Origin of the sequence: Polynucleobacter wuianus (genome assembly GCF_001659725.1) — a bacterium.
GTDB lineage: Bacteria > Pseudomonadota > Gammaproteobacteria > Burkholderiales > Burkholderiaceae > Polynucleobacter > Polynucleobacter wuianus.
On the sequence record NZ_CP015922.1, the window covers coordinates 738,219 to 752,671 of the forward strand.

General features: G+C 46.5%; 13 protein-coding genes. 12 read left to right on the forward strand and 1 reads right to left on the reverse strand.

The annotated features are described in order from the left end of the window. Nucleotides 1–17 precede the first annotated feature (17 nt). From A8O14_RS03945 to A8O14_RS03995, 11 genes are all read left to right on the forward strand, one after another. Complete coding sequence (locus A8O14_RS03945; protein WP_068948332.1) at nt 18–677, forward strand: YfgM family protein; 660 nt, start codon at nt 18–20, stop codon at nt 675–677. After that, on the forward strand, nt 677–1,831 hold the full coding sequence (gene bamB / locus A8O14_RS03950; RefSeq protein WP_068948334.1) for an outer membrane protein assembly factor BamB: 1,155 nt from the start codon (nt 677–679) through the stop codon (nt 1,829–1,831). The genes A8O14_RS03945 and bamB overlap by 1 nt, the downstream gene beginning before the upstream one ends. After that, a complete protein-coding gene (der, locus tag A8O14_RS03955; RefSeq protein WP_068948335.1) occupies nt 1,828–3,192 on the forward strand; it encodes a ribosome biogenesis GTPase Der in 1,365 nt (454 codons plus the stop codon). Before bamB ends, der begins: the two co-directional genes overlap by 4 nt. 141 nt (nt 3,193–3,333) lie before the next feature. Next, complete coding sequence (gene hfq / locus A8O14_RS03960) at nt 3,334–3,582, forward strand: RNA chaperone Hfq (RefSeq protein ID WP_068948337.1); 249 nt, start codon at nt 3,334–3,336, stop codon at nt 3,580–3,582. Beyond that, nucleotides 3,575–4,816 (forward strand): GTPase HflX, encoded by a 1,242-nt coding sequence (gene hflX, locus A8O14_RS03965; RefSeq protein WP_255531366.1) that lies wholly within the window; start codon nt 3,575–3,577, stop codon nt 4,814–4,816. Before hfq ends, hflX begins: the two co-directional genes overlap by 8 nt. Beyond that, nucleotides 4,806–6,317: an FtsH protease activity modulator HflK gene (gene hflK, locus A8O14_RS03970; protein WP_068948339.1), complete on the forward strand. Its 1,512-nt coding sequence runs from the start codon at nt 4,806–4,808 to the stop codon at nt 6,315–6,317. The genes hflX and hflK overlap by 11 nt, the downstream gene beginning before the upstream one ends. Then, complete coding sequence (gene hflC, locus A8O14_RS03975) at nt 6,317–7,186, forward strand: protease modulator HflC (protein WP_068948340.1); 870 nt, start codon at nt 6,317–6,319, stop codon at nt 7,184–7,186. Before hflK ends, hflC begins: the two co-directional genes overlap by 1 nt. Nucleotides 7,187–7,206: 20 nt before the next feature. After that, nucleotides 7,207–8,367: an ATP phosphoribosyltransferase regulatory subunit gene (locus A8O14_RS03980; protein ID WP_068948341.1), complete on the forward strand. Its 1,161-nt coding sequence runs from the start codon at nt 7,207–7,209 to the stop codon at nt 8,365–8,367. A 40-nt stretch (nt 8,368–8,407) separates the two neighbouring features. Beyond that, nucleotides 8,408–9,748: an adenylosuccinate synthase gene (locus A8O14_RS03985; RefSeq protein WP_068948342.1), complete on the forward strand. Its 1,341-nt coding sequence runs from the start codon at nt 8,408–8,410 to the stop codon at nt 9,746–9,748. A 65-nt stretch (nt 9,749–9,813) separates the two neighbouring features. Continuing rightward, the gene (locus tag A8O14_RS03990; RefSeq protein ID WP_068948343.1) at nt 9,814–12,030 is read left to right on the forward strand and encodes a malate synthase G; all 2,217 of its coding nucleotides are present in this window, start codon (nt 9,814–9,816) and stop codon (nt 12,028–12,030) included. Nucleotides 12,031–12,106: 76 nt separating this feature from the next. Beyond that, nucleotides 12,107–12,610 carry a hypothetical protein gene (locus tag A8O14_RS03995; protein WP_068948344.1) on the forward strand — a complete coding sequence of 168 codons (504 nt, stop codon included), beginning with the start codon at nt 12,107–12,109 and terminating at the stop codon, nt 12,608–12,610. On the opposite strand, the gene A8O14_RS04000 is transcribed toward A8O14_RS03995, so the two are convergent. Then, nucleotides 12,607–13,110, reverse strand: coding sequence for a hypothetical protein (locus A8O14_RS04000; RefSeq protein WP_068948345.1), 504 nt, complete (start codon nt 13,108–13,110; stop codon nt 12,607–12,609). The two genes, A8O14_RS03995 and A8O14_RS04000, sit on opposite strands and share 4 nt — an antisense overlap. Before the next feature lie 81 nt (nt 13,111–13,191). Here A8O14_RS04000 and A8O14_RS04005 point away from each other — a divergent pair, with 81 nt between their 5' ends. Next, nucleotides 13,192–14,430, forward strand: coding sequence for an MFS transporter (locus A8O14_RS04005; protein WP_068948346.1), 1,239 nt, complete (start codon nt 13,192–13,194; stop codon nt 14,428–14,430). Nucleotides 14,431–14,453 lie beyond the last annotated feature (23 nt).

Genomic DNA, 14,453 nt, shown 5'->3' on the forward strand with positions numbered 1-14,453 from the left:
AATTAGCTTGGATTGACATGCCTTTAGATCTAGAAGAACAAGAACAGTTAGACCAACTCAAAGCGTTTTGGCAAAAGTATCGCAACCTTATCACTGGCGTTGTGACAGTTGCCTTGTTTGCATACGCTGCCTATAGCGGTTATCAATGGTGGCGCAATAGCCAAGCTTTGGATGCTTCTAAGCTCTACGAAACAATGGTGAGCGCCATCGCTAAGGGGGATAAGGATCAGACCTTCCGTGCTGCTGATGATTTGCAAAAAGACTTTGCTCGTACACCATATGCGCCAATGTCCAGTTTGATTGCTGCTCGTATTGCTGCAGATGCAGGCGATAGTGCGAAAGCCTTGGATTATTTACGTTGGGCTACTAAGAATGCTTCTAATGATGGTTACCTTGCTTTAGCCAAGATGCGCTTGGTATCTCAATTAATCGAGCAAGGCAGTGAAAAAGATTTTGCAGAAGCGGATCAAATTCTGAAAGATAAGCCGGTTGCTGGTTTTGAAGCTTTGTGGCTTGAGCGCCGTGGCGATTGGTATTTGGCGCAGAAGAAAAATGCGGAAGCAAAAGTCAGTTATCAAGATGCTTGGAAGAAATTAGATCAAGCGAAAGAATTTCCGGAAGAGGCACGTCGCCTCCTGAAGGTCAAATTAGATGCAGTTGGAGGTATTGCTCAGTGATGATCTCAACAAAACGCATAGTAAAGCTTGCCAGTAGAACCCTGATTCTTGGTGTAGCCGCTTTTGCTTTGGTGGCTTGCTCAGGCAACTCACGCGTACGTAAGCCAGCAGAGCTTGTCACCGTCACCAATCAATTTGATTTGCAGCCTGTTTGGTCAACCAGTGTTGGCTCATCCGAGACCTTTAACTTTCATCCGGTAGTGGCTGGTGATGCAGTCTATGCGGCATCCCATCGTGGGAACTTAGCTAAAATTGATTTGGTATCAGGCAATAAAGTTTGGGAAGTATCTGTTCCTGAGCGCTTAGCAATCGGCCCTGGATCTGATGGTCGTGTGACGGTTGCTATCAGCATTAAAGGCAATGTCTATGCTTATGATGATGCTGGTAAGCCCCTTTGGAATGTTAATGTTGGCTCTGAAGTATTAAGTGAGCCAGTAGTGGCTGGCGGTATTGTGGTTATTCGTGCACTCGATAACCGCTTCATTGGTTTAGATGCACGAACTGGCGCGCGTAAGTGGATTTATCAGCGCCAACAATCTGCTTTGTCATTGCGGGTTGGTTATGGCATGTTGCCAATCAATAACGAAGTCATCGTGACTGGATTTGCGGGTGGTCGCTTTGGGATGATTGCGATTGCTAATGGTGGCTTAGTTTGGGAGACGCCAGTTTCCTTTCCAAAAGGCTTCTCTGAGATCGAGCGTTTGAATGACGTAACAGCCAAACCAAGTATGGAAGGTGATATTCTCTGCGCGGTTTCTTATCAAGGCCGTATTGGCTGTGGCCAAGCGCGCACTGGCGCCTTGTTGTGGTTTAAAGATTACTCAAGTTATACCGGTACCGCGCAAAGTCGTGATTTAGTTTTCTCAGCCAATGAAAAATCTTATGTGACTGCATTTGCTACCAAAGATGGCAGCCAAGTTTGGGAGAATACCCAACTCACATTCCGTGACGTCGGTGAGCCTTTAGCTGTTGGTCGCGTGTTGCTCATGGGTGATGCACAAGGTTATGTACATGCATTTTCACAGGCGAATGGCGAGCTGGTTGCGCGGATTCGTCATGACAGCAGTCCAATCTCAGCCGCTCCAATTGCAATAGGCGGCCTCATCTTGATTCAATCTCAGGGTGGAAAAATCGCGGCGTACAGTCCAAAATGAACCCAGTCATCACTATCGTCGGCCGTCCCAATGTGGGAAAGTCGACACTCTTTAATCGCTTAACGCGTTCACGTGATGCCTTGGTAGCAGACTTCTCTGGTTTAACCAGAGATCGTCACTACGGCAAAGGCCGTATTGGTGAGCGCGCTTTCATCTGTGTAGATACCGGTGGATTTGAGCCTGTTGCTAAGACCGGCATTGTTGCCGAGATGGCCAAGCAAACCAAACAAGCGGTTGCTGAATCGGATATTGTGATTTTCTTGGTTGATGGCCGCCTTGGTATGGCGCCACAAGATCGCGTCATTGCAGATTTCTTGCGTAAGACGGGTAGACCTGTCATTTTGGCGGTCAATAAAACTGAGGGTATGCAAGCTGGCGTTGTGACTGCAGACTTTCATGAGTTGGGATTGGGTGAGCCATTTCCGATTTCCTCTGCTCACGGTGATGGTGTTCGTGGCTTGATTGATGATGCGCTAGATTCACTTGGTATTGCTGAGCCAGACGAAGAAGATTTAGCGAACGATCCGAATCGCCCTATGAAGATTGCCGTAGTGGGCCGTCCAAACGTAGGTAAATCAACTCTGATCAATAAGTTAATTGGTGAAGAGCGTGTGATTGCGTTTGATATGCCAGGCACTACACGTGATGCGATTGAAGTTCCCTTTGAGCGCAACGGTAAGCCTTACATCTTGGTTGATACAGCAGGTTTGCGTCGCCGTGGCAAAGTATTTGAAGCTATTGAAAAGTTCTCCGTTGTAAAAACTTTACAAGCGATTGCCGATTGCAACGTGGTCATTTTGATGCTCGATGCACAGCAAGACATCTCTGAGCAGGACGCGCACATCGCAGGATTTATTGTTGAAGCAGGACGCGCACTTGTTGTTGCAGTAAACAAGTGGGATGGTATCGATGCTTACGTAAAAGAGCGTGCCCGTTTAGAGATTGCACAAAAGCTGCGTTTCTTGGATTTTGCAAACGTGCATCCTATTTCCGCAAAAAAGGGCACAGGCTTAAAAGAACTCTTTAAAGATGTGGATGCTGCTTACGCAGCAGCAATGGCAAAGTTGCCAACTCCACGTTTGACTCGCATTTTGCAAGAAGCGATTGAACACCAGCAGCCCAAACGGGTTGGTATGGGTCGTCCAAAATTACGTTATGCACACCAAGGGGGCATGAATCCTCCCATCGTCGTCATACATGGAACATCATTGAGTGGTGTGACGGATAGTTATAAACGCTATTTGGAAGGCCGCTTTAGGGATGTCTTCAAATTACGCGGTACGCCTTTGCGAATTCAGATGAATACCGCCAAAAACCCTTATGTAGATGCTGATAAGGGCAAGAAGGGTAAAAAGCGCTAGTTTTTAGCTAGGGCTTGATTTTTACGAAATTAAGCCCAATATAGAGGGTTCGGAAATACGTGTTTTAAAGGTTTGATTGAGTAAAAAGAAAAAGCAAGACTCCCAAAAAAGTAACTTAAGAAAAAATAAGTAAGGAGCAGTATGAGTACCAACACCAACAAAATCCAATTGCTACAGGATCCATTTCTCAATGCATTGCGCAAAGAGCACATTCCTGTTTCGATCTATCTCGTCAATGGTATTAAGTTGCAAGGCAATATTGAATCCTTTGATCAATATGTTGTGCTTCTTCGCAATACCGTAACGCAGATGGTTTACAAACATGCAATCTCCACGATCGTTCCTGCTCGTGCGATTGATTTCCGCATAGAAGAAGGCAGCTCTGTATAAAACTGGAGTAGATGCGGCACGCGCTGTCCTGGTGGGGGTTGATACCGGGCGCGAAGATTTTGCAGACAGTATGGCCGAGCTTAGTCTCTTGGCTGATAGTGCTGGTTCTATACCCGCAGCTAGCGTTATTGCTCGCAAAGGCAGAACTGATCCAGCGCTATTCATTGGTTCTGGAAAGGCAAATGAATTAAAGCGGGTGATGGAAGACCATGATGCTGAATTGGCTATCTTCAATCACCCTTTATCGCCCACACAGCAACGCAACTTAGAACGTCACATTGGTCGCCACGTCATGGATCGAACCGGTTTGATCTTGGACATCTTTAGTCAGCGCGCGCAAAGTCATATTGGTAAAACTCAAGTGGAATTGGCGCAAGTGCGCTATCGCATGTCTCGCTTAGTGCGTGCTTGGAGTCACCTGGAACGTCAGCGCGGTGGTATTGGTGTGCGTGGCGGTCCTGGTGAAACCCAGATGGAGTTGGATCGCCGGATGTTGGCGACCAAAGCCAAGCGCCTTGAAAACGAATTAGAAAAACTTCAGCGTCAGCAAAGAACGCAAAGAAGAGCTCGCAATCGCAAAGATGTATTCTCCGTTTCTTTGGTGGGTTACACCAACGCAGGTAAGTCCACTTTATTTAATGCGCTCACCAAAGCTGGCAGTTATGCTGCTGACCAGCTCTTTGCAACTTTGGATACGACCTCCAGAAGAGTCCATTTAGAGGGGGTGGGGTCGATTGTGGTCTCTGATACCGTCGGATTTATTCGAGAGTTACCTCATCAGCTAGTTGAGGCCTTCAGAGCCACTTTGGATGAAACCATCCATGCCGACCTGATTTTGCATGTGATCGATGCCTGTAGCCCAGTTGCTAGAGAGCAAAAGGCCGAAGTCGAAGCCGTTTTGGTAGAAATCGGGGCTGACGACATCCCACGGATTGAGGTCATGAATAAGATCGATTTAATGCCCCAAACCTTCACCCGTGGGGCTGTTTTGGAGCGCGATCAGCAAGGCATCCCAAACCAGGTTTTCCTATCCGCCCAAACGGGCTTAGGCCTTGATTTGCTGAGGCAAACCTTGGCGGAATGCTCTCAAATGACTGATAAAATGAGGAGTGAACAAAACCGTGCCAAGACTCAAATGGCCCCGGACGAGTTTTTAGCCCCTTTACCAGAACGACCAGAATCATCCGAATTTAATCCGATTCCTAACCGAAGCTACCTTGCGAATGATGCGTAAATTTTTAGACCTGTTTTCGGTCAATGACCCAGGTTGGGGCAATAGCCACAATAATGGATCAAAAGATGCTAAAGACGGGCAGGAGAATGAACAAGCTCCAAAAGTAGATCCGGAGCAGGGTCAGCCTAAGAGCCCACAAATAAACCAACCCACCAATAAGCCAGACGGTCCACCGGATTTGGATGAGCTGTGGCGTGATTTCAATGACAGAATCGCCGGTATCTTTGGTGGCAAGAAAAAGCCAGGAGCCAATCCTGGTCCTGCCGCAAACAAACCTAACAGCAGCGATATTCCGCCACCATCACAGCGTGGCAATGGTGGTGGTAACGGTGGTGGCCCTACTGGACCCAGCTTTAATTTCACAAATCCATTTAGTTCGAAGAGTGGCCCATTAGTTGCTGTTGGTATTTTTATCTTTATCTGGGTGTGTAGTGGTTTTTTCATTATTCAAGAAGGTCAAGCTGGAGTTGTAATGACCTTTGGTAAGTACGATTACACCGCTAAGCCTGGTATTAACTGGCGTATGCCGTGGCCGATTCAGTCAGATGAGACCGTTAATCTATCTGGCGTTCGCTCTGTCGAAGTAGGTCGCCCTGTATTGATTAAGGCGACTAATCAAAAAGACTCTTCGATGTTGACCGAAGATGAAAACATTATTGATGTGCGCTTTGCCGTGCAGTACCGCTTAAAAGATCCAACCGATTATTTATTTAATAATCGTGATCCTGATGCGGCAGTGGTGCAGGCTGCTGAAACAGCAGTGCGCGAGATTGTCGCTCGTAGCAAGATGGATACTGTGCTGTATGAGGGGCGCGAGAAGATTGGTATTGATCTCGCAAATTCTATTCAGAAGATTTTAGATAGCTATAAGACTGGCATCTATGTCACGAGTGTCACAGTGCAAAACGTACAGCCACCAGAACAGGTGCAAGCTGCGTTTGATGATGCGGTAAAAGCTGGTCAGGACCAAGAGCGCTTGAAGAGCGAAGGTCAAGCCTATGCGAATGACATCATTCCGCGCGCCAAGGGAACTGCAGCTCGCTTAATTCAGGAAGCGGAGGGCTACAAAGCCCGCGTAGTTGCTACTGCAGAGGGTGATGCCGCTCGCTTTAAGCAGATCCAGCCAGAATATGCCAAGGCACCACAAGTCACCCGTGATCGGATGTATATCGACACCATGCGTGAAATGTATAACAACGTGACCAAGATTTTGGTGGATACAACCAAGAGCAATAGCCTCTTATATTTACCTCTCGATAAGATCGTTGCGCAAGTGAGTGCTGAGAGTGCACAAGCTGCTGGCGCTCAACTCAATTCGGGTAGTGCAGCATTAACTGTGACGCCAACAGGTTCAGTTACCGTAGGTGGCGCAACTGGAGTGAATAATCCTGCGCCAAGCACTAGCCCTGCACCTACAACACCAGCAGGGCCAAGTAGCGCTAATGACAGAACAATAGATAAGCGCGATGGTTTGCGCAGTCGCGATCGGGATTCACGCTAATGAACGCTAATCGCCTGATTGTTGCAGCAATTGCATTTATTGCACTCATTTATGTGCTCTCTTCAAGTATCTTTGTGGTGGATCAGCGTAAGTTTGCTGTGGTCTTCTCATTTGGGCAGATCGTCCGCGTGATTGAGAAGCCGGGCCTACAGATTAAGTACCCAGCTCCATTTGAGAGCGTACGTTTTTTTGATCGCCGCATTCTCACAATCGACAATCCAGAGGCAGAGCGCTTTATTACTGCCGAGAAGAAGAATCTCTTGGTGGATTCTTATGTGAAGTGGCGTATTGTAGATCCTCGTAAATTCTTTATCAGCTTTAAAGGTGATGAGCGCTTGGCGCAAGATCGCTTGACGCAATTGGTGCGCTCTGCGTTAAACGAAGAGTTCACCAAACGCACTGTCCGTGAGTTAATTTCTGATCAGCGCGAAGAAGTCATGCAAGGCATTCGCAAGAAAGTGGCCGATGACGCATCTGATATTGGCGTGGAGATTGTCGACGTACGCCTAAAGCGCGTTGACTTACTTGCAGAGATCAGTGATTCCGTTTATCGCCGTATGGAAGCAGAGCGCAAGCGTGTAGCTAATGAATTACGTTCTACTGGCGCTGCTGAGTCTGACAAGATTCGCGCCAATGCCGAACGTCAGCGCGACACGATTTTGGCAGAAGCCTATCGTGATGCTCAAAAAATTAAGGGGGCAGGAGATGCGAAGGCTACTGCGCTCTATGCTGAAGCATTTGGACGTGATCCCCAGTTTGCTCAGTTCTACCAGAGCCTAGAGGCTTACCGTAGCTCTTTCAAGGACAAGAAAGACATGATGGTGATTGAGCCTAATGGTGAGTTCTTCAAGTTTCTGCACAAAAAATAAGAAAGCAAATAATCCAAATCATGAATCGTTGGTTACTTCCTGAAGATATTGCAGACGTATTGCCGGCTGAGGCTCGCAAGGTGGAGACTTTACGTCGTGCCATTTTGGATCTCTATCAATCCTATGGCTATGAACTTGTTGCCCCTCCTATTTTAGAGTTCTTAGACTCATTACTGACCGGCACGGGTTCTGATCTCAATTTACAAACCTTCAAATTGGTGGATCAGTTATCAGGGCGTACCTTAGGTTTGCGTGCAGACATTACACCTCAAGTGGCTCGTATTGATGCGCACTTACTGAATCGTGCTGGTGTGACTCGTCTTTGCTATGCTGGCTCTGTGGCACACGCGCGCACACCAGCTGGTAGCTCATCACGTGAGCAATTGCAATTAGGTGCAGAGATCTATGGCTGTGCCAATTGGGAGGCTGACTTTGAGGCCATTACTTTATTGCTCAAGACCTTGGAGTTAGCAGGCCTCAAAAAGGTTTACCTGGATTTGTCACACGCTGGCATCTTGACGGGTATTTTGGCTGACCAAAGGCTAGATAAAGAAACCATCGAATCTTTGTATGGCCTATTGCAAAGCAAAGATCGCCCGCGTTTAAAGCAGTGGTCTACTTGTTTTCCGGCCAAAGTTGCTGATGCATTGCTGGCCTTAACTGAACTGAATGGCCCTTGTGCTGAAGTATTAGTTAAGGCAAAGAAAGTATTACCTCAGCATGCTGCAATTGATCAAGCCTTAGCTGACTTGGATCATATTGTGACTGCTGTAAATGCGAATGCTGGACTAGAACTCAGCATTGACTTGGCTGATCTACGTGGCTATCAATATCACAGCGGTGTGATGTTTGCTGCCTATGTCGATGGCTTGCCACAGCCGATTGCGAGAGGTGGACGCTATGACCAAGTAGGTCAGGCTTTTGGTCGTTCACGCCCAGCAACTGGCTCCTCATTAGATTTGCTGACTTTAGCTAGCCTGTCACCTTTAAATGTTCGTAAGCTCGCTATTTTGGCGCCTTGGGTCCAGGATGCATCATTAGAAAAAGTGATTACTGAGTTGCGTACTCGTGGCGAAGTGGTGATTCAGGTACTCGCTGGCGAGTATGTAGAAGCAGCCGAATATGAATGTGATCGAGAGTTGGTAAAGCAGGGCAACTCTTGGGAAGTAAAGAAGAAGTAAACACTTAACCTATTTTGTAATTATCTTTTTGGATTTCACTATGTCTTCAAAGCAGCAAGCACAAGGTCGTAATGTAGTCGTCATTGGCACCCAGTGGGGTGATGAAGGCAAAGGAAAGGTAGTTGATTGGTTAACGGATCATGCTCAAGCGGTAGTGCGCTTTCAGGGTGGTCATAATGCTGGTCATACTTTGATCATTGGCGATAAGAAAACGATTTTGCGTTTGATTCCATCAGGAATCATGCATAAAGATGTGATCTGCTATATCGGTAATGGCGTAGTGTTATCACCAGAGGCGCTCTTTAAAGAAATTGGCGAACTTGAGTCTGCTGGCTTAGATGTTCAATCCCGTTTGAAAATCTCCGAAGCAACAACTTTGATTCTGCCGTATCACGTCGCAATCGATCATGCGCGCGAGAAGAAGCGTGGCGAAGCAAAGATTGGTACAACTGGCCGTGGTATCGGACCAGCATACGAAGATAAAGTAGCACGCCGTGCATTGCGCGTACAGGATTTGTTCTACCCGGAGAAGTTTGCAGCGCAACTGCGTGAGAACTTGGAATATCACAACTTCATGCTCACTAACTACTATGGTGCAGAGCCCGTGAACTATGAGAAGACACTTGCTGAAGCGATGTCTTATGCAGAGCGTCTCAAGCCAATGGTGGTTGATGTCTCCAGCGCCTTATATGCTGCTGAGCAAGCAGGTCAGAACCTCTTGTTCGAAGGTGCTCAAGGAACTTTGCTCGATATCGATCACGGCACTTACCCATACGTCACTTCTAGTAACTGCGTAGCGGGCAATGCTGCTGCTGGCTCTGGCGTAGGCCCTGATTCACTCCAATACATCTTGGGTATTACTAAAGCTTATTGCACTCGTGTTGGTGCTGGTCCATTCCCAAGCGAACTATATGACCACGACAACCCAGCAAGACAAGATCCCATTGGTGTGCGTCTTGCTGAAGTTGGTAAGGAGTTTGGTTCTGTTACTGGCCGTCCACGTCGCACTGGTTGGCTAGATGCGGCGGCATTAAAGCGCTCTATTCAAATTAATGGTTTATCGGGCCTGTGTATTACAAAATTAGACGTTCTTGATGGTCTAGAAACGATTCGCTTGTGCGTTGGCTACAAGCTTGATGGTAAGAAATTGGACGTATTGCCGCGTGGCGCTGAGTCAGTAGCCCGCTGTGAGCCTATTTATGAGGATTTCCCGGGTTGGAAAGGCACTACTTTTGGGATTCGGGAGTGGGACAAGTTACCCCTAAAAGCGCAAAATTTCCTGCGTCGTATTGAAGAAGTGGCTGGTAAACCGATTGCGATGGTCTCTACAGGCCCTGAGCGCGATGAGACTATCCTGCTTCAGCATCCTTTTCAGGATTGATGGAAAATATTTGACACAGTATTGAATCGCCCCTATTTTTAACTTTTGCATAAGAAATCAACAACATGACTGCGCGTACTACCTGCAATAGCCTTCAAGTGGCAACCCCTCTATACCGTTTCATCGAAGACAAAGTGCTTCCAGGAACTGGCATCAAGAGCGCTGATTTTTGGAAGGGCTTTGATGAGATTGTTAAAGACTTAACTCCAAAAAATGAAGCATTGCTTGCAAAGCGTGATCGCATTCAGCTTGATTTGGATAAATGGCATCAAGCCAATCCAGGCCCAATCACAGACATGCCTGCATATCGAAAGTTCCTTAAAGAGATTGCTTACTTGGATGAAGTTCCAGGTAAGGTCGTAGGAACAACCAAGAATGTTGACGATGAGTTGGCATTACAAGCTGGTCCTCAGTTGGTCGTTCCAGTTCTCAATGCTCGCTATGCCTTGAATGCTGCTAATGCCCGCTGGGGTTCCTTATACGATGCCTTGTATGGCACCGATGTACTGTCTGAAGAGGATGGCGCTACTAAGGCTGGCGCATACAATCCAATCCGTGGCGCAAAAGTAGTTGCTTATGCCCGTAATTTCTTGGATCAAGCTGCGCCATTGGCTAAGGGTTCACATAAAGATTCAGTTACTTATTCAGTAGATGGCAATAAGCTGTCAGTAAAACTTAAGGATGGCAGCACTACTGGCTTGGCTGATGAGCAGCAATTTGTGGGTTACCAAGGCGATGCAGCAGGTCCTAGCTCTGTACTCTTGCGTAACAACGGCGTCCATATTGATATCGAGATTGATAAGAGCAAGACCATTGGTTCTGGAGACCCTGCAGGTATCAATGACGTTGTGCTTGAGGCAGCACTGTCTACTATTTTGGATTTAGAAGATTCAATTGCTGCAGTTGATGGCGATGACAAGGTCCTTGCTTATGAGAATTGGCTTGGCATCTTGAAAGGTACTTTGGTTGAAGAGGTCCAAAAGGGCGGTAAAACTTTTACTCGCACCTTAAACCCAGATCGCAAATACAAAGCCGGTATTGGGGCGGTCAATGCTAAAGATGGTGTAGTGACTTTGCATGGTCGTTCACTCCTGTTCCTTCGTAACGTTGGCCACTTAATGACCAACCCAGCCATCATGACTGGTGAAGGCAAAGAGATCTATGAAGGTATCTTGGATGCCGTAGTGACTGTATTGATCGCTTTGTATGACATTAATCGTCCTGTGACTCAAGCAATCGGCAACACTCGTAAGGGCTCTGTTTATATTGTTAAACCAAAAATGCACAGCCCTGAAGAAGTGGCATTTGCTGCTGAGCTCTTTGGCCGTGTTGAGAAATTACTTGGCTTGCCAGCTGACACAGTCAAATTAGGCATCATGGATGAAGAGCGTCGTATGAGTGCCAACATCAAAGCCGCAATTGCTTCCGCAGGTGCACGCGTGGCCTTTATTAATACTGGCTTCTTGGATCGCACTGGCGATGAAATGCACACCTCTATGTACGCAGGTCCAATGATCCGCAAGGGCGATATGAAAACCAGCAAATGGTTGTCAGCCTATGAGCGTCGTAACGTATTTGCAGGCTTAGATTGCGGCTTGCGTGGTCGCGCTCAAATTGGTAAAGGTATGTGGGCAATGCCAGACATGATGAAAGCTATGGTTGAGCAGAAGATCGTTCATCCAAAAGCGGGTGCGAACACTGCTTGGGTGCCATCACCAACCGCAGCTACATTGCACGCACTTCACTACCATCAAGTGAACGTTGCAGAGCTCCAAAAAGAAATGGAAAAGCTCGATACAGCAGCTGAAGCAGAAGCCTTAATCAATGATTTATTAACAATCCCAGTAGCTGAGAAACCAAACTGGTCTAAAGAAGAGATTCAGCAAGAATTAGATAACAACTGTCAAGGTATCTTGGGTTACGTTGTACGTTGGATTGATCAAGGCGTTGGTTGCTCTAAGGTTCCTGATATTCATAACGTAGGTTTGATGGAAGACCGCGCTACATTGCGTATTTCTAGTCAGCATATTGCCAACTGGTTGTTGCACGGTATTGTGACTGCTGACCAAGTAAATGAGACATTACAGCGTATGGCCAAGGTCGTAGACGGTCAAAATGCTGGCGATCCTTTGTACAAGCCAATGATGCCGAACTATAAAGACTCTTATGCCTATAAAGCAGCTAGTGATTTGATCTTCAAAGGTCTCGAGCAGCCTAATGGCTACACAGAGCCGCTACTGCATGCATGGCGCCTAGAGGTAAAGAAAGCGCAAGCGAAGTAATTCAATCTGAGTTACAAAAAGAAATGGATTTGTCGAAAGGTAAGTCCATTTTTTATTTGCTACTCCCATAAAACACATGTTTAGCTTCCTTAATCCATTTGCCCGCTTACAGCGATCGAATCAAACCTTTCCATTTCAATTAAATGATGGCGGTAGGGAGGCGGCTGGCTTTAAGGGTGGGGCAGGTGATTGTGTAGTGAGGTCGATTGCGATTGCAGCCAATCTGCCTTATATGCAGGTCTATGAAGATTTGCGCGATGCCAATGCTCGATACGCCAGCGAGCGTGATAACAAACTATCAAGGCATCTCACGCGTAGAGGCTCATCACCACGCAATGGCAATCATCGCAATGTCTTTCATGATTACATTGTGGCCCTTGGTTTTGAATGGGTAGCGACCATGAAGGTGGGGGCTGGCTGTCAGGTTCACCTCAGACCTAGTGAATTGCCAGGGGGCACCTTGATCGTGAAGGTCTCAAAACACCTGACTACAGTGATTGATGGGGTGATTCACGACACTCACAACCCTTCAAGAGATGGTACTCGCTGCGTATACGGGTACTACCTTAAGCGAGTTTAATTAACTCGGCTGTATTTTAATCTCCAAGCCTTCTTGTAGGTATCGGTCATACCGATCATCACAGAGGTAGTCCAGGCGATTGAGAATAATCCAGTAAACGCGATAAAGAACGCTAAGCTTTTCCAGCCAGCGGGCAAAGAGTCAGCTGCAAAGCCTACAGTGGTGTAGCAGCTACCTGCAAAAATTAATGCTTCAATGCCGTTAGAAATGAGACCAAGTGTAATGAGGTAAATAGACCAAATTACAATTTCGCAAATATGTACACAGGCAATCAAAATAAATGCAGTGTAGAAATGAAAAAAAACTCGGTTGTATTGGGCAAGACTATGGTTTTGCTCAGTCTTTTTGTCAAAGCGCATGATGATGTGGTTAATAAATGTGCCATGAAAAAAAAGAATCACAATGAGACCCAAGATTCCAAAGAAAACATCCGTGATAAGCGGAATGACAGGTATGCCCAGCACAGCTGTTTGGAGAACGGGTTCGGCGATATTGGTCATGATCTATAGGTCAGTGGGGGTCAGCAGGATTAGGATTCAAGGGTGATAATGTCATATTGATCAGTACGTGTAAAGCAGACCTTGAGCCAGCCATCCAATCTATTTGAATCCCCCAAGCAAGAGCGCTTCTTTCTATTTGCTTTGGCTGGAATTCAGTTCACCCATATTTTGGATTTCATGATCATGATGCCTTTAGGGCCTCAGTTCATTAAAGCGCTCTCGATTAATACCCATCAGTTCGGTTTGTTGCTGTCCTCCTATACTTTTGCCGCTGCGATTGCAGGCGTATTTGCAACTTACTACGTAGATCGCTTTGAGAGACGGCAGTTGCTATTGCGTTTGTATGTTTGCTTCATTGTGGCAACAGTAGCTTGCGGCTTTGCACCTAATTACCACTCACTCTTTATCGCTCGCGCTTGTGCAGGAGCATTTGGCGGAATTCTTGGATCATTAGTCCAAACTATTGTGGCTGACTCCATTCCATTTGAACGCAGAGGCAAGGCTTTAGGAACAGTAATGGCAGCATTCTCGGTCTCAACAGTTGCTGGCGTGCCATTGAGTTTATTTTTGGCTAACCATGTTGAGTTGCTTGGATGGCGTGCACCATTTATCTTTATTGGTTTGATCTCAACCCTGATCCTCTATATAGGCTATCGCAATATACCTAAGATCTCGGGGCATTTGCATCATGTGCAAGAGGGTAGTCGCCTTAAGCAGATCTATGACATCTTGATTGCCCATCATCATTTACGAGCCTTTCTCTTTATGGGCTTAATTATGTTGACAGGATTCTCTGTTATTCCGTATATCGCCTTGTATTTAACTTCCAATGTGGGTGTGGCAGATTCATACATTTCGTTGATCTATTTATGTGGCGGAGTGGCGACCTTAATGAGCTCACGCCTGATAGGTCACATGGCAGATAAGTATGGCAAGGTCAAAGTATTTAGAGTCTTAGCTATTGTGAGCTTGATTCCGCTGATTGTGACTACCAATTTAGTGCCCGTACCTTTATGGGTGGTACTGATTAACTCAACATCTTTCTTTATTTTGATATCGGGTCGAATGATTCCGGCAATGGCGATTGTGAGCCAGTTAGTAGAACCGAAAATTCGGGGAACCTTTATGAGCTTGGTTGGCTCGATTCAGATGCTTGCCTCAGGCATTGCTTCGGTATTGGCTGGGTTAGTGGTGACTATTAGTACTGACGGTAAGATGGAGCATTACAACTTGGTTGGTTACGGAGCAGTAGCTTGTAGCCTGCTTACATTTTGGCTGGTAGGATATATCCATTCAGACGCCAAGACAAAAGGCACATAAAAAGACAATCCAAAGTAATAAAC

Bases quoted from the DNA above. Each gene is read 5' to 3' on its own strand.
- A8O14_RS04000 (WP_068948345.1), bottom strand. From the start codon at position 13,110: ATGACCAATATCGCCGAACCCGTTCTCCAAACAGCTGTGCTGGGCATA.
- A8O14_RS03985 (WP_068948342.1), top strand. From the start codon at position 8,408: ATGTCTTCAAAGCAGCAAGCACAAGGTCGTAATGTAGTCGTCATTGGC.
- hflK (WP_068948339.1), top strand. From the start codon at position 4,806: ATGATGCGTAAATTTTTAGACCTGTTTTCGGTCAATGACCCAGGTTGG.
- hfq (WP_068948337.1), top strand. From the start codon at position 3,334: ATGAGTACCAACACCAACAAAATCCAATTGCTACAGGATCCATTTCTC.
- A8O14_RS03945 (WP_068948332.1), top strand. From the start codon at position 18: ATGCCTTTAGATCTAGAAGAACAAGAACAGTTAGACCAACTCAAAGCG.
- bamB (WP_068948334.1), top strand. From the start codon at position 677: ATGATCTCAACAAAACGCATAGTAAAGCTTGCCAGTAGAACCCTGATT.
- A8O14_RS03995 (WP_068948344.1), top strand. From the start codon at position 12,107: ATGTTTAGCTTCCTTAATCCATTTGCCCGCTTACAGCGATCGAATCAA.
- A8O14_RS03980 (WP_068948341.1), top strand. From the start codon at position 7,207: ATGAATCGTTGGTTACTTCCTGAAGATATTGCAGACGTATTGCCGGCT.
- hflC (WP_068948340.1), top strand. From the start codon at position 6,317: ATGAACGCTAATCGCCTGATTGTTGCAGCAATTGCATTTATTGCACTC.
- A8O14_RS03990 (WP_068948343.1), top strand. From the start codon at position 9,814: ATGACTGCGCGTACTACCTGCAATAGCCTTCAAGTGGCAACCCCTCTA.
- der (WP_068948335.1), top strand. From the start codon at position 1,828: ATGAACCCAGTCATCACTATCGTCGGCCGTCCCAATGTGGGAAAGTCG.